Annotated in this window: 13 protein-coding genes; 8 read left to right on the top strand and 5 right to left on the bottom strand. The window is 69.5% G+C overall.

Features of this window, described 5'->3' with window-relative positions; genetic code table 11:
• The first annotated feature begins 102 nt into the window (after window positions 1–102).
• The 7 genes from STRNI_RS08390 (at window position 103) to STRNI_RS08360 (ending at window position 7,096) form a co-directional block, all read left to right on the top strand.
• Complete coding sequence (locus STRNI_RS08390; protein ID WP_018092821.1) at window positions 103–879, top strand: GntR family transcriptional regulator; 777 nt, start codon at window positions 103–105, stop codon at window positions 877–879.
• Window positions 880–1,102: 223 nt separating this feature from the next.
• Window positions 1,103–2,107: a sugar ABC transporter substrate-binding protein gene (locus STRNI_RS08385; protein ID WP_018092822.1), complete on the top strand. Its 1,005-nt coding sequence runs from the start codon at window positions 1,103–1,105 to the stop codon at window positions 2,105–2,107.
• Between the two features lie 182 nt (window positions 2,108–2,289).
• Entirely contained in the window at window positions 2,290–3,303 is a 1,014-nt protein-coding gene (locus STRNI_RS08380) for a sugar ABC transporter substrate-binding protein (protein ID WP_274738803.1), read from the top strand.
• Window positions 3,300–4,370 (top strand): ABC transporter permease, encoded by a 1,071-nt coding sequence (locus STRNI_RS08375; protein WP_093646869.1) that lies wholly within the window; start codon window positions 3,300–3,302, stop codon window positions 4,368–4,370. Before STRNI_RS08380 ends, STRNI_RS08375 begins: the two co-directional genes overlap by 4 nt.
• A complete protein-coding gene (locus tag STRNI_RS08370; RefSeq protein ID WP_018092825.1) occupies window positions 4,367–5,176 on the top strand; it encodes an ATP-binding cassette domain-containing protein in 810 nt (269 codons plus the stop codon). The genes STRNI_RS08375 and STRNI_RS08370 overlap by 4 nt, the downstream gene beginning before the upstream one ends.
• 229 nt (window positions 5,177–5,405) lie before the next feature.
• Window positions 5,406–6,527 carry an ROK family glucokinase gene (locus STRNI_RS08365; RefSeq protein ID WP_020397769.1) on the top strand — a complete coding sequence of 374 codons (1,122 nt, stop codon included), beginning with the start codon at window positions 5,406–5,408 and terminating at the stop codon, window positions 6,525–6,527.
• Window positions 6,524–7,096, top strand: coding sequence for a hypothetical protein (locus tag STRNI_RS08360; RefSeq protein ID WP_018092827.1), 573 nt, complete (start codon window positions 6,524–6,526; stop codon window positions 7,094–7,096). Before STRNI_RS08365 ends, STRNI_RS08360 begins: the two co-directional genes overlap by 4 nt.
• Window positions 7,097–7,248: 152 nt before the next feature.
• On the opposite strand, the gene STRNI_RS08355 is transcribed toward STRNI_RS08360, so the two are convergent.
• Both STRNI_RS08355 and STRNI_RS08350 read right to left on the bottom strand, forming a co-directional pair.
• The gene (locus STRNI_RS08355; protein WP_277410853.1) at window positions 7,249–8,175 is read right to left on the bottom strand and encodes an alpha/beta fold hydrolase; all 927 of its coding nucleotides are present in this window, start codon (window positions 8,173–8,175) and stop codon (window positions 7,249–7,251) included.
• Window positions 8,176–8,346: 171 nt separating this feature from the next.
• A complete protein-coding gene (locus tag STRNI_RS08350; protein ID WP_159485360.1) occupies window positions 8,347–9,558 on the bottom strand; it encodes an FAD-dependent monooxygenase in 1,212 nt (403 codons plus the stop codon).
• A gap of 189 nt (window positions 9,559–9,747) precedes the next feature.
• Here STRNI_RS08350 and STRNI_RS08345 point away from each other — a divergent pair, with 189 nt between their 5' ends.
• Window positions 9,748–10,416 (top strand): TetR/AcrR family transcriptional regulator, encoded by a 669-nt coding sequence (locus tag STRNI_RS08345; RefSeq protein WP_277410852.1) that lies wholly within the window; start codon window positions 9,748–9,750, stop codon window positions 10,414–10,416.
• Between the two features lie 138 nt (window positions 10,417–10,554).
• Here the strand turns inward: STRNI_RS08345 and STRNI_RS08340 are convergent, their stop codons facing one another.
• The 3 genes from STRNI_RS08340 to STRNI_RS08330 all read right to left on the bottom strand — a co-directional run bounded on the left by STRNI_RS08340 (window position 10,555) and on the right by STRNI_RS08330 (window position 14,147).
• Window positions 10,555–11,616: a helix-turn-helix transcriptional regulator gene (locus STRNI_RS08340; protein WP_277410851.1), complete on the bottom strand. Its 1,062-nt coding sequence runs from the start codon at window positions 11,614–11,616 to the stop codon at window positions 10,555–10,557.
• A 171-nt stretch (window positions 11,617–11,787) separates the two neighbouring features.
• The gene (locus STRNI_RS08335) at window positions 11,788–12,732 is read right to left on the bottom strand and encodes a VOC family protein (RefSeq protein WP_277410850.1); all 945 of its coding nucleotides are present in this window, start codon (window positions 12,730–12,732) and stop codon (window positions 11,788–11,790) included.
• A 287-nt stretch (window positions 12,733–13,019) separates the two neighbouring features.
• On the bottom strand, window positions 13,020–14,147 hold the full coding sequence (locus tag STRNI_RS08330; RefSeq protein ID WP_277410849.1) for an FAD-dependent monooxygenase: 1,128 nt from the start codon (window positions 14,145–14,147) through the stop codon (window positions 13,020–13,022).
• Window positions 14,148–14,187: the final 40 nt, after the last annotated feature.

The raw sequence follows: 14,187 nt of genomic DNA, 5'->3' as shown, positions 1-14,187 counted from the left end.
TCCCGGCCGGGCGGGCAACGGATGGCCCCCGTCACCCACCTTGTCCGGACAATGTGACCTCCGGACTTCCCGTCACCTGCCGGGGCGGATACGCTCGCGAGCGTGGGGAAACGCGAGACAGAACAAGCCCTGGGCGCCGACGGCCCCGTCCAGTTCAGCGTGGACCGGAGCAGTCCGGTCCCGTTGTATTTCCAGCTGTCCCAGCAGCTGGAGGCCGCGATCGAGCACGGCCGGCTGGCTCCCGGCAGCCTGCTCGGCAATGAGATCGAGCTGGCCGGCCGGCTGGGCCTGTCCCGGCCGACGGTGCGGCAGGCGATCCAGTCGCTGGTCGACAAGGGCCTGCTGGTGCGCCGCCGCGGTATCGGCACCCAGGTCGTCCACAGCCAGGTCAAGCGCCCGCTGGAGCTGAGCAGCCTCTACGACGACCTGGAGGCGGCCGGGCAGAAGCCGGCCACCCGGGTGCTGCTCAACACCACCACCGAGGCCGACGCCGAGGTCGCCGCCGCCCTGGGGATCGCCGAGGGGGCGGAGGTCGCGCTGGTCGAGCGGCTGCGGCTGGCCCATGGGGAGCCCGTCGCGCATCTGCGCAACCACCTCCCCGCCGGGCTGATCGCGCTGAGGACCGCCGAGCTGGAGGAGACCGGTCTGTACCGCCTGATGCGGTCGGCCGGGATCACCCTGCACAGTGCCCGTCAGGCCGTCGGGGCCCGTGCCGCGACCGTCGAGGAGGGCGAGCGGCTCGATGAGCCCGAGGGCGCCCCGCTGCTCACGATGCAGCGGACGACCTTCGACGACACCGGGCGCGCGGTCGAATTCGGCTCGCACGTCTACCGCGCGTCGCGTTACGCCTTCGAGTTCCAGCTGCTGGTACGGCCCTGAGCGGAGCGGGCGGGCCCCACCGCCCCGAGAGCCGCCGGACCGGTCATCGCGTCCCCCTGAGCACGGCCGGACGGGATTTATCGCCCGGAATATCCCGTTATGCAGGGCCCGCGAGACCCCACTTCGTCAGAATGTTCTGACAAACCATTGACGTGGCTCCGCGCGCGCCGTTACAAACTCCTCCAACCGCATTCCGGCGGCCGGGAGAAAAGGCGGTCCCACGATGATCGGCGTGCGTACGACTGGCTCCTTCACTGTCCGCAGCGTCGCTGTGCGCGGCGCAGCCGCCTTACTGGCGACCGTCGCGCTGGCCACCGGGTGCAGTGCCACCGGCGGCCAGGACGCCTCCGGCGACGACGCCGATACCCCGCGCATGACCATCGGCATGGTCAGTCACTCCGGAGACGGCGACACCTTCTGGGACATCGTGCAGAACGGCGCCCAGCAGGCCGCCGCCAAGGACAAGGTGAAGTTCCTGTACGCGCACGACAAGGAGGGCGGCCAGCAGGCCGCACTGATCCAGTCGTACATCGACCAGAAGGTGGACGGGCTGATCGTCACCCTCGCCAAGCCCCAGGCCGTCAAGGCGGCCGTCCGCAAGGCCGTGGCGCGGGGCATCCCCGTCATCACCGTCAACTCCGGTGGCGAGTTCTCCGCGGCGTACGGGGCGCTCACCCACATCGGGCAGGACGAGTCGGTGGCCGGCCGCGCGGTCGGCGACGAGCTGAACGCGCGGCGGGCGAAGAAGGTGCTCTGCGTCATCCACGAACAGGGCAATGTGTCGCTGGAGGACCGCTGCGCCGGCGTCCGCAAGGCCTTCCGCGGAACGGTCGAGAACATCGACGTGGACGGCACCAACGCACCGAACTCGCAGTCCTCGATCGAGGCCAAGCTCCAGTCCGACAAGTCCCTCGACGCGATCGTCACGCTCGGTGCGCCGATGGCGGCGATCTCGCTCAAGGCCAAGGAGGAGGCGGGCAGCCGGGCGCAGATCGCGACCTTCGACCTGAACTCCGCCGTCGTCAAGCTGCTCAAGGCCAAGGACATCGGTTTCGCCGTCGACCAGCAGCCCTTCCTCCAGGGATACGAGGCGGTGGATCTGCTCTGGCTCCACAAGACCAACGCCGATGTCCTCGGCGGCGGCAAACCGGTGCTCACCGGGCCCGCGCTGGTCACCGAGAAGGACGTACCGAAGCTCACCGAGTACACCGGGCGAGGCACCCGGTGAAGCCACACGGAAGACGGGACCCCATGAACCGGGACAGATCACCGGTCACGGATACTTGGCCGGTCGGTCCCGGCCGGCCGGGACCGATGCACCACACCACACAGCGGCCGGCCGGGCCGGCCGGACAGCGAATACAACCAACGCAGCCGACACGGCAAGATCAGCGGGAAGGGCGAGTCCTCGTGGCACGGGTTCGGAGAAGGGGACGCGTCATAGGCGCCGTGCTGGCGGCGGCGCTGGGCGCCTCCCTGGCGGGGTGCAGCAGCACCGGAGGGCTGCGCGCCGAGCAGGAGCGCGCCGCGAAGGCCGCCGGCGGCAAGGCCGCGGTGAACACCCCCAGGTGGACGTTTGCGATGGTCACCCACTCGGGAGACGGCGACACCTTCTGGGACATCGTGCAGAACGGCGCCCAGCAGGCCGCCGTCAAGGACAACATCAAGTTCGTCTACGGGCACGACAAGGAGGCCCAGCGGCAGAGCCAGCTGGTGCAGTCCTACATCGACCAGAAGGTCGACGGGCTGATCGTCTCCCTGGCCAAGCCCAACGCCATGAAGGACGTCGTCGCCAAGGCCCGGAAGGCCGGCATCCCGGTGATCACGGTGAACTCCGGCGCCGAGGAGTCCAAGGCGTTCGGTGCGCTCAGCCACATCGGGCAGGACGAGACGGTGGCGGGCGAGGCGGTCGGCGAGGAGCTGAACAAGCGCGACCGCAAGAAGGCCCTGTGCGTTCTGCACGAGCAGGGCAACGTCGGCCATGAGCAGCGCTGCGACGGCGCCGAGAAGACCTTCAAGGGTGATCTGCAGAAGCTGTATGTCGAGGGCACCAACATGCCCGATGTGCAGTCCTCCATCGAGTCCAAGCTCCAGTCGGACAGCGCCATCGACGCCGTCGTCACGCTCGGCGCGCCCTTCGCCCCCACCGCCGTCAAGGCCAGGGAGCAGGCCGGCAGCAAGGCCGAGATCGACACCTTCGACCTCAATGCCCAGGTCGCGACCGGCCTGAAGGACGGCACCCTCGGCTTCGCCGTCGACCAGCAGCCCTACCTCCAGGGCTACGAGGCCATCGACCTGCTGTGGCTCTACAAGTACAACTCCGACGTCCTCGGCGGCGGCAAGCCGGTGCTCACCGGACCCCAGGTGATCACCAAGAAGGACGCCGCGGCACTGCAGGAGTACACGAAGCGGGGGACCCGATGAGCCACACGGACGCCCCACCGCTGCAGCCCGCCGGCCCGTCCGAGAGCGGAGGCGACGAACGGCTGCTGCACCGCTCCCTGGCCCGCCGGCTGATGGGCCGCCCCGAACTGGGCTCCGTCGTCGGTGCCGCCGCGGTCTTCCTCTTCTTCTCGATCGCCGCCGAGCCGTTCCTGCGGGCCTCCAGCCTCTCCACCGTGCTCTATGCGTCCTCGACGATCGGCATCATGGCGGTGCCGGTGGCACTGCTGATGATCGGCGGCGAATTCGATCTGTCGGCCGGTGTCATGGTCGTCAGCTCGGCGCTGATCTCGTCGATGTTCAGCTACCAGATGACGGCCAACACCTGGGTGGGTGTCGGGGTGTCGCTGCTGGTCACCCTCGCCATCGGCGCGTTCAACGGCACCCTGCTGACCCGTACTAAACTGCCCAGCTTCATCATCACGCTCGGCACCTTCTTCATGCTGACCGGCCTCAACCTCGGCTTCACCAAGCTGATCAGCGGCACCGTCTCGACGAAGACCATCGCCGACATGGAGGGCTTCGAGTCGGCCCGCACGCTCTTCGCCTCGCACCTGACCCTGGGCAGCGTGGACATCCAGGTCACCATCCTGTGGTGGCTGGCGCTGGTCGCGGTCGCCACCTGGATCCTGCTGCGGACCCGCGTCGGCAACTGGATCTTCGCGGTGGGCGGCAACGCCGACGCCGCACGGGCCGTGGGTGTCCCGGTCACCAAGACCAAGATCGGCCTCTACATGGGCGTCGCCTTCGCCGCCTGGGTCTCCGGACAGCATCTGCTGTTCTCGTACGACGCGATCCAGTCCGGCGACGGCGTCGGCAACGAGTTCCTGTACATCATCGCCGCGGCGGTCGGCGGCTGTCTGATGACCGGCGGCTTCGGCTCCGCGATCGGTGCCGCCGTCGGCGCCTTCATCTTCGGCATGGCCAGCAAGGGCATCGTCTACGCGCAGTGGAATCCGGACTGGTACAAGTTCTTCCTCGGCGCGATGCTGCTGCTCGCCACACTCCTGAACGCATGGGTCCGCAAGCGGGCGGAGGAAAAGGCATGACAGCGCTGGTCGAGCTGACCGAGGTCAGCAAGTACTACGGGAACGTCCGGGCCCTGGAAGGCGTCTCGCTGGAGGTGCACGCGGGTGAGATCTCCTGTGTGCTCGGCGACAACGGCGCCGGCAAGTCCACCCTCATCAAGATCATCGCAGGGCTGCACCGGCACGACGCCGGCTCCTTCACCATCGACGGTGAGGAGACCACCCTCTCCTCACCGCGCGAGGCCCTGGACCGCGGTATCGCCACCGTCTACCAGGACCTGGCCGTCGTCCCCCTCATGCCGGTGTGGCGGAACTTCTTCCTCGGCTCCGAGCCGACCACCGGCGCCGGCCCCTTCAAGCGGCTCGATGTCCACACGATGCGCGAGACCACCCGCAGCGAGCTGCTGCGGATGGGCATCGACCTGCGCGATGTCGACCAGCCCATCGGCACCCTCTCGGGCGGCGAACGGCAGTGCGTCGCCATCGCCCGCGCCGTCTACTTCGGTGCCAAGGTCCTCGTCCTGGACGAGCCGACCGCGGCGCTCGGCGTCAAACAGTCCGGTGTCGTCCTCAAGTACGTCGCGGCCGCCCGGGACGCCGGGCTCGGCGTGGTGTTGATCACCCACAATCCGCACCATGCCTATCTCGTCGGCGACCGCTTCGTGCTGCTCAAACGGGGCACGATGGCCGGCAGTCACGCCAAGTCGGAGATCGCCCTGGAAGAGCTGACCCGTCAAATGGCGGGCGGCAGCGAGCTGGAACAGCTCAGCCACGAGCTGGCCCGCACCGCGACCCCGGAATTCCCCGGAGGTCACCGGCCCGAGTGATCTCCACCGCGCCCCGCGCAGGCCGCCCGGCCGCGCGGGGCTCGTTACTCTCCGTCGCGGTGCGCGGAACGGTGCGGGTGATGCACAATCGCAGCGAACCAGCACATCGAGGCCCCGGCCTCCCGAGACCCGCAGGGACGAGACGACTCTTGCGAGCACACAGCCGTCGCATGGGGGTACCACCCGCGCCCACCGGGCAGTGGGGGAGTACCGGCGAAGAGGTGGGTCGATGAGCATGTACCGGGACCGGGTGCACCGAGGATCCGCCGGCGCCACCGTGCTGCGCACGGTCGGCACCCGCGAGCGGCGCTCGCATCTGACCGCCCCCCGGGTGCCCACCGTCGGTATCGACATCGGCGGCACCAAGGTCATGGCGGGCGTGGTCGACGCCGACGGCGCCATCCTGGAGAAGGTCCGCACCGAGACGCCGGACAAGTCCAAGAGCCCCCGGGTCGTCGAGGACACCATCACCGAGCTGGTGCTCGACCTCTCCGACCGGCACGACGTCCACGCGGTCGGCATCGGCGCGGCCGGCTGGGTCGACGCGGACCGCAGCAAGGTGCTCTTCGCCCCGCATCTGAACTGGCGCAACGAACCCCTGCGCGACCGGCTCGCCGGCCGCCTCGCGGTGCCGGTCATGGTCGACAACGACGCCAACACCGCCGCCTGGGCGGAGTGGCGCTTCGGCGCCGGCCGCGGCCAGGACCACCTCGTCATGATCACGCTCGGTACGGGCATCGGCGGCGCGATCCTGGAGGACGGCGCGGTCAAGCGCGGCAAGTACGGCGTGGCCGGTGAATTCGGCCATATGCAGGTCGTCCCCAGCGGCCACCGCTGCCCCTGCGGCAACCGCGGCTGCTGGGAGCAGTACAGCTCCGGCAATGCGCTGGTGCGCGAGGCCCGCGAGCTGGCCGCCGCCGACTCCCCGGTCGCGTACAACATCATCGAGCGGGTCGGCGGCCGCGTCGGTGACATCACCGGACCGCTGATCACCGAGCTGGCCCGGGAGGGCGACGCGATGTGCGTCGAGCTCCTCCAGGAGATCGGCCAGTGGCTCGGCGTCGGCATCGCCAACCTCGCCGCCGCCCTCGACCCGTCCTGCTTCGTCATCGGCGGGGGAGTCAGCGCCGCCGACGACCTGCTGATCGGCCCGGCCAGGGACGCCTTCCGGCGTCATCTCACCGGCCGCGGCTACCGTCCCGAGGCCACCATCACCAAGGCCCAGCTGGGCCCCGAGGCGGGCATGGTCGGCGCCGCCGACCTGGCTCGTCTGGTGGCCCGCCGCTTCCGGCGCGCCAACCGGCGCCGCGTCGAGCGCTACGAGCGCTATGAACGGGCCGGCCGCCGATGACCGACACCGATCTGCACACCGTGCACGACGACCACCACCCGTCCACGCCGCCCCGCGCCAAACGCCGCCGCCCGGTGCTGATGGCGCTGATCATCTTTCTGCTGATCGCGATCCCGGCCGGCTATATCGTCATCTCCGCCGAGCAGAGCCGGGACAGCGGTGAGGGCAAGGAGCTGGAGGCCGCCGCCACCGGCCTGACCAACGCCTTCCCCTCCAAGGTCCAGCAGCGGATCTACAACGTCCCGGTCCCGGTCGGCTCCACCCCGGTCTACTACTACGAGACCAACTCCTGGCAGACCAGCTCGCTGTTCGTGCAGTTCCGGACCAACGAGTGGGGCCTGGAGCACTACCTCGCGGCGGTCGGCACCAGCACCGCCGCCCTCAAGAAGGACCAGAAGACGATCCCGCCCGGACAGGCGGCCAAGGTCGGCTGGGACCTCAACACCGACGGGCCCTGGGCCGGCACGACGACCACGGACCGGGCACCGCACCCGAACCAGCGGATCATGGTCAGCTACGACGAGCCGGGGCACCCGGTGGTCTACACGGTCTCGACCGTGAAGTTCTGAACGGTCACCGGGACCGGCCGCGGACGCCTTCCGTCGTCGGTTGCCTACCGGTTCAAGCCCCGCCGGAGTGGGATCTCCGGCGGGGCTTGTGTGCGTGGTGAGCCACGACGACGTGCGAGGAATGCCCGTCAGGCAGCGGGAGTGGGTGGGCGCTAAAGGCCGCTGAGGAAGTCGAGGAGAGCCTTGTTGACCTCGGCCGGACGTTCTTGCTGCGTCCAGTGGCCGCTGTCGGGTATGTCGACCACCCCACGCAGGTTGGGGACGATCTCGTCCGGGTTGTCCAGGAAATCCGGGTGATAGATGCCGCGGACGGCGTCGCGTTCACCGCTGATGTAGAGCGACGGCGGAGTGATCGGGGCGTCCTGCCAGGCGGTGGTCAGTTCCCAGTTGCGGTCGAGGTTGCGGTACCAGTTGAGGCCGCCGGTGAATCCGCTGGTGGAGAACTGTCCGGCGAACGTGGCGAGGTCGGCTTCGGTGAGCCACCCGGGCAGGACGTCCGGTTCGGCGAACGGGCCGAGGAAGCCGCCGGCGCCTTCGCCCGCGGCCTTCCGGGTGCCCGCGAGGACCTTGCGCAAGGTTGCCGGGATGTCCTTGCTCAACTCGGCCTCGGCGACGTGCGGCTGCTGGAAATAGACCTGGTAGAAGTCCTCGCCGAAGCGCTCACGGGCGGCGGCCATGGGCGGGACGGGGCCACGCGGCAGGGGCGGGACGCTGATGCCGACCACGCCGCGTACGACATCCGGACGTATCAGGGCGGTGTTCCAGGCGACCATGGCGCCCCAGTCGTGACCGACGACCACGGCCTGCCGCTCGCCGAGGGCATGGATGAGGCCGACGACGTCACCGACGAGGTGCAGGATGGTGTAGTGGTCGATGCCTTCGGGGCAGTTGGTGCCGCCGTAGCCGCGCTGGTCGGGCGCGACCACGCGGTAGCCGGCTTCGGCGAGTGGCTGGATCTGGTGACGCCAGGAGTACGACGTTTCCGGGAAGCCGTGGAGCAGCAGAACAAGCGGACCTTCGCCCTGTTCGGTGATCTGCAGGCTGATGCCGTTGATGGAGACGCGATGGTGCTTGGGCAAGGCAGTTTCCTCTTTTCCTTTACCGGGTTGGTTACTTGGTCGGTGGTGATGGAGGCGAGCACGAGCTCCCGCCTGTGGTGAGGGCTTCAACGGCTCGTGCCGGCGGGTGACTTGGCATCCGGATGTTCCGCGTGGGTGCCGGGGCATCCTGAGGCCGTCACGGCCGGAGGGTCAGGCCGCGGCGACGTCGATGGACTTGTCCTTGAACGAGCCGGCCAGCAGGCTCTTCATCACGCGCCTGCCGACCGAGTTGCCCATCAGCGACCTGGTGAGGGTGCGGGTGAGCTTGTCCCGGCGGGTCTGGGGGACGAATATCACCAGTTCCTTGCGGCCGTGCTCCTGCATGGTGGCGATGAAGGGCCGCATCCTCTGCTCCCACTCGCGCAGTGCCCGGGAGGGGTTGCCCGGGTTGCGCTGCAGCATGGTGCCGAGCAGGTCCGCGCCGGCGATGGCGCTGGAGGCGCCCATGCCGGAATAGAGCGTCAGACACCAGGCCGCGTCACCGAGGAGAACGACTCGGCCGGTGTGCCACGTCGGCATCACCACCTGGTGGACGGAGTCGAAGAGACGGTGGTCGGCCTGCTCGAACTGCCGGAGGAGGTTGTCCAGCACGGGTCCGGTCGGCTCGGGGCCGAAGGCGCGGCGCAGTGACTCGATGGGCGGGCGCTGGAACTCCGCGTCCTCGTCGTCGGTGCGGTAGGTGAGCAGCAGCCCCGGCCGGTGGTCGGAGAAGGGGAAGACCCAGGCGGCACGCCCTGGTTCCGTCAGGACGACGCCGTCGGTGAGCCCGTAGCCGGGCACGGGTTCCTTGAGGATCGTGGCGCCGATGATGTGGTGGAACGGACGGAAGTAGTCGGAGTCGGGGCCGAAGGCCAGGCGACGCACCGTGGAGCGCAGGCCGTCGGCCCCCACCACGAGGTCGAACACCTCCGTTGTTTCGGTGGTGTTGTCTCCCGAGGTGGTGCGCAGCGTGACGTTCACACCGTCGCGGTGCTCCTCGACGGCCACCGGTGTCGTGCCGTAGCGGATCTCGGTGAAGGGCTCGGCGGCATCGTAGAGGGCGCTCTCGATGTCACCCCTGAGCAGCATGCGGGGGGAGCCGGGAAGGTCGCCGTATCCCAGGCCCGGCCGGCGGCGGCCGGCCCGGTCGATGTCGTAGGACCTGCCCTTCTCGACGACGGCCCGGTTGCCGATGGCGTCGAGCACGCCCATCCGCTGCGCGGCGAGCTGGCCGGAGTCGAACAGCCCGACGAAGTATCCGGCGGGACGGCGCTGGGGAGCGCGCTCGACGAGCAGGGTCTCCCAGCCGATGTCGTGGAGGCGCAGGGCCGTGGCCAGGCCTCCGATACCCATGCCCACGATGAGGGCACGCGGCTTGTTCATGGCGGTCGTTTCTCCAGTCCTCTTCGGGGATCGAGGTCTTCTTGGAGCGGCGAGATCACGGCGGCGCGGCAGCGCTCACGGACCTCTCGGAACGCAGCACAGTAAACGGAGAAGGCATCTCCGTTTACGTGATCCACCGTAACACCAAAATGGAGAAGTCATCTCCGCTTTCTGGGGTACGGTGGACTCATGAGTAACCGAACCGCCTCCACCACGCCCTCCGAGAACGCCCCGGCGCGTGCCCTGAGGGCGGACGCGGAACGGAACAGGCAACGCATCATCGCCGCCGCTCAGGAGGTCTTCGCCGAACGAGGGCTGGACGTCACCCTCGACGACGTCGCCCACCACGCGGGCGTCGGCGTCGGCACCGTCTACCGCCGCTTCGGGGGCCGTGAGGAACTCGTCGAGGCCGTCTTCGAGGACGAGGCGCTGCGGGTGGTCGCACTCGCGGAGCAGGCCCTCGCCCACGAAGATCCCTGGGACGGCCTCGTGGAGTACTTCCTGGCCGCCGCCCAGCGGTTCGCCGAGAACCGCGGCCTGAGGGAAGTCCTGCTGGGACACGTGGACGGCAGGCCCCGGGTGGCCGCCGCGCGGGAGCGCCTCCTGCCCGCGGTCGGCGCCCTCATCGCGCGCGCCCAGCAGGACGGCCGGCTCCGCGATGACATCGAACGGACCGACTTCCCCCTCATCCAGATCATGCTCGGAGCCGTCACCCAGCACAGCCGGACCATCACGCCGGACCTCTGGAAGCGCTACCTCACCCTCATCCTGGACGGCATACGCCGCGACAGGGGCGGCCCGTCCCCCTTGCCCCACCGCGCACTCGACCTCGACGAATTCGCCCAGACCATGAAGTGACGCCCTCCACCCACGCCGGTCGACCGGCGTCCGGCCAGGGGAGAACGCCCGCGTCGGCGCACCCGGCTCACGCACCGCCGCTCGACGAGACCGCGTGATGCATCGGCTGCGCCCTGTCGCTCACCGCTGAGGCCGGGGTTACCTTCGGGCCGCGGTGTCGGAGGGGAGTTCGGCGAAGCGGTCGCGATACGCGCTCGCGAAGCGGCCGAGGTGGGAGACGCCCCACCGGTAGGCGATCGTGCCGATGGGGTCGGTGGAGGCGAGGATGTCCTCACGGATCCGGTCGAGCCGCAGGTTGCGGACGTAGGACAGGGGCGAGAGGCCGAGCCGGTTGCGGAACGCCGAGCTGATGGTGCGAGGGCTGCAGTGGGCGGCCTGCGCGATGTCACTGAGGCTGATGTGCTCGGTGAGGTTCGCCTCGATGAACGCGAGGGCTGCGCGCACAGCACGCGGGTGGCCGGGTGGAGGACCGTCGCGCAGCTCGGCCGTGTGCGAGTGCGGCTGGGCCAGGAGCAGGGCGGTGACGATGGACCGCAGCTGGCCGCGCTGCACGTCCGAGCGCTGGAAGAGGGGGTCTCCCGAATCCAGCTGTTCGAGGAGGGAACGGACCAGTAGCCGCACCGCCCGGCCCTTGGACGTGGCCAGGTCCAGGGCGAAGTCAAAGCGTATGGGGGACAGCGGCGGGTGCCCGGTCAACGCACTGAACTCCTGGTCGACCAGGGCGGCGTCGATGCGCAGTCCCAGGAACCGCGTCCCGCGGGCACGCACGGGCCGCAGTTCCTGGGAGTCGCCGGGGTTGACGACTCCCGCCGTCGACATGTCCAAGGTCGCCCGCAGGCTGCCGCGCGCTGCCGAGATCGCGCCGGAGACGCCTATGTTGACGAAGTAGGACCTGCGGCCCTCGGCCGAGGCGACGCGCACATCGAGCGGTGAGGCGAAGTAGCCCACTGCGAAGTCGTGGGCGGCTACGCCGCGCAGTTCGTGATCGCCGCCGCACAGGCCGTCCAGCGGCGATGTGGCGACAGAGCCGCCGAAGAGCAGGGTGGCGGCGTTCAGGAGGTCGACGGGGTTCCGGGATTTGCTGATGAGGTAGGTGCGCAGCGGCTCCGGCACGGCGTTCACCTCCCTTGGTGCGCCCGCCGCGGTGCCGTGGAGCGTATGTGGCGGGCGGCCCGATTCCGGCGTCAGTGTCTCAGCCATGGCGGTCTGCCCTCTACCATCTTCCCTTTGCCCTTTGCCCTTTGCCCTCTGCCCGGCTGGCGGTCCGGCGGTTCGGCGTCCGGCAGGACCAACGGGACGGTGCGGGGGCGCACCGGACCGAGGGGTGGATCTTCTTCCGCGGTTCTTCTGTGAGTGGTTCCGCGGGCGCGCTCACATCGGCGGTGCGACGAACAGCCCCGGGTCCACGTCGTTGTGGGACTTGACGGCGATGAACTCGTCCATCTCGTTGGCCGTGCCCCACTGATCCGCGTTGGCGGGGTCGTGCAGGTCGTAGATGTGGGGGTGCCAGGTGTCCTCGTCCAGGATTTCCAGCTCGGTGGTGTACTCGACGGTGTTGCCGGCCCGGTCGAGGAAGTAGCTGAAGGAGTTGTCACCGGCACGGTGGCGCCCCGGCCCCCACAGCCGCTCGATGCCCATGCGCCGCATCCGGCCGGTGCCGCGCATGAACTCGTCGATTCCGCGCATCTCGAAGGAGGCGTGGTGGAAGGCCGCGTGCGGCCCGCGCACGATGCCGAAGCTGTGGTGGAAGGTGTTGCACCGCAGAAACCAGATGATCCCGCCGCGGCCGCCGAGGCACATGGTGTCCGAGAGGCAGAACCCCAAGTGCCTGATGTACCAGGCAACCGTGGCCTCGGGGGTGGGAGAGTTCATCAGGACGTGGGAGAGGCGCACGGGGATCGGCTCGCGGGCCTCGATCCTGCGGTGCCGGCGCGCGGCGACGTCGGCGGAGACCTCCACCACGCGGCCCTCGTTGTCGAAGAAACGGACCGCGTAGCCGCCCCCGGGTGTGTCCAGCGCCTTCGGTTCGTGGACCAGCCGCACGCCCTGCGCGATCAGCTGTGCGGCCAGGATGTCGACATCGCCGGCGCCGGCAGCGCCGAAGGCGATCAGGTCGGTGCGCTTGTGGGCGTCCTCGCGCAGTCGCACCACGTACTGCTCCGGGGAGCCCTCGGCTGCCAGGAACGAGACACCGGTGTCACCGGCGGCCTCCGTCAGCCCCCACAGCTCGGTGTAGAACTGACGCTGCTCGGCGAAGTTCGGCATGGCGACATCGATGTGCCGCAGATGGGTGATCAGACTGCCGCTGTTGCTCATGGTGAACTCCCTTGGGTCGCGCTGGTCAGCTCGGTCGTTCGGTCAGCTCGGGCGTCCCGTGGTCCAGTTGAGGACGGTGGGCGGCACGGGCCCTTGCCCATGCGGCCGCCAGGGAACATCCGGGTGTCTTGGGGCGAAGCGGGATCCCATTTGCCGTCCGGCGTCCCGGCCCGCGCGCATCGGCAACTGCCCCAGGCGTGCCACAAGGAACCGCAGCACATCGTCCGACGCGCGAAGGGCAGTCCGCCGGAACTCCCGCGTCTCGTGGGTCACTTCGCGCCGGACGGTCACGCGGGCTCGGCCATGAGCCGGTGACCGGCATCCGTCAGCGGATACGCCTCACGATGGCGCTGCGCATGCTCCAGGCCGGCGATCGCCACCGAGGTCTCCACGAGCGTTCGGCACCGCTGTCCGCGCCGACTCACGAACGCATCGAGCCCCGCCCCGACCGACCTGTGCCGCCCGAGCTCTTCGGCCAGCACGAGCCCGTCCTCGATGGCCAGAGCCGCGCCGCTGGCCATCTGCGGTGCGGGCGCGTGCGCGGCGTCACCGATGACGACGCCGTTGCCCCGGTTCCAGGCGCCCTCAAGGAACGCAGTCAGCACCGGGCGGCGCACCACCGACTCCGACACGGACACCAGAGGGCGGATCTCCTCCACCCGGCCCGGGAAGGCCTCCAGTAACTGCTGCAGGCGCGGGACGAGTTCGGCCTCGGGCAGGACGCTCTGCTCCACTCCGTTCTCCGTCAAGAACACGTACGCCTGGCCGGCCGAGATGGGCACGAGGCCCGCCGTGTCGGCCTTCCCGGCAAACTGGTGGATCCCGGTGGCCCACTGCGGGCGGGGCACCAGAGCCCGCCAGACCATCTGCCCGTGATAGCCGAGCGAGGTCTCAAGGCCCAGCAGGCTCCGCGCCGATGAGCGGATCCCGTCCGCGCCCACCAACAGCGCGACCTGCCGGACTGTCCCGTCCGACAACTGCACGCGGACCAGCTCCCCCTCCTGGTCCACCGCCGTGACGGTCAGTCCTTGTTGTACGACTACGCCGCGCTGCTCGGCTTCCGTGTGCAGGATGCGGTGCAGCACGGGGCGCGCTATGCCGGCCATCGCCGGTTGCCGCGCACCGATCAGGCGCGGTAGCCGGGCCCGGCCCGCGGGTTCACCGTCCACGTCCACGTGCGTGATCACGCTCATGCCGTAGCCCGCGGTCAGACAGTCGTCCGCGAGACCCAGCTCGGCCAGCGCGCGCAGCGCGGGACCGGTCAGGCACAACCCCCAGCCGGAAGTCGCTCTTGACGGATTGACCTCAGCGATCTCCACCTGCCATCCCGCGCCTGCCAGGGCAGTGGCCGCTGTCAGACCAGCGACGCCCGCGCCCACGATCATGGCCGTACGCGCACCGCGATAGCCGTTCATGTACGCCTCCAGAGCACCCGATTTCTTCGAAACCGTAAGC

Source organism: Streptomyces nigrescens (assembly GCF_027626975.1).
GTDB lineage: Bacteria > Actinomycetota > Actinomycetes > Streptomycetales > Streptomycetaceae > Streptomyces > Streptomyces nigrescens.
This window is presented reverse-complemented; position numbering and strand designations above follow the sequence as displayed.

Bases quoted from the DNA above. Each gene is read 5' to 3' on its own strand.
- STRNI_RS08385 (WP_018092822.1), top strand. From the start codon at position 1,103: ATGATCGGCGTGCGTACGACTGGCTCCTTCACTGTCCGCAGCGTCGCT.
- STRNI_RS08375 (WP_093646869.1), top strand. From the start codon at position 3,300: ATGAGCCACACGGACGCCCCACCGCTGCAGCCCGCCGGCCCGTCCGAG.
- STRNI_RS08370 (WP_018092825.1), top strand. From the start codon at position 4,367: ATGACAGCGCTGGTCGAGCTGACCGAGGTCAGCAAGTACTACGGGAAC.
- STRNI_RS08365 (WP_020397769.1), top strand. From the start codon at position 5,406: ATGAGCATGTACCGGGACCGGGTGCACCGAGGATCCGCCGGCGCCACC.
- STRNI_RS08360 (WP_018092827.1), top strand. From the start codon at position 6,524: ATGACCGACACCGATCTGCACACCGTGCACGACGACCACCACCCGTCC.
- STRNI_RS08350 (WP_159485360.1), bottom strand. From the start codon at position 9,558: ATGAACAAGCCGCGTGCCCTCATCGTGGGCATGGGTATCGGAGGCCTG.
- STRNI_RS08345 (WP_277410852.1), top strand. From the start codon at position 9,748: ATGAGTAACCGAACCGCCTCCACCACGCCCTCCGAGAACGCCCCGGCG.
- STRNI_RS08340 (WP_277410851.1), bottom strand. From the start codon at position 11,616: ATGGCTGAGACACTGACGCCGGAATCGGGCCGCCCGCCACATACGCTC.
- STRNI_RS08335 (WP_277410850.1), bottom strand. From the start codon at position 12,732: ATGAGCAACAGCGGCAGTCTGATCACCCATCTGCGGCACATCGATGTC.
- STRNI_RS08330 (WP_277410849.1), bottom strand. From the start codon at position 14,147: ATGAACGGCTATCGCGGTGCGCGTACGGCCATGATCGTGGGCGCGGGC.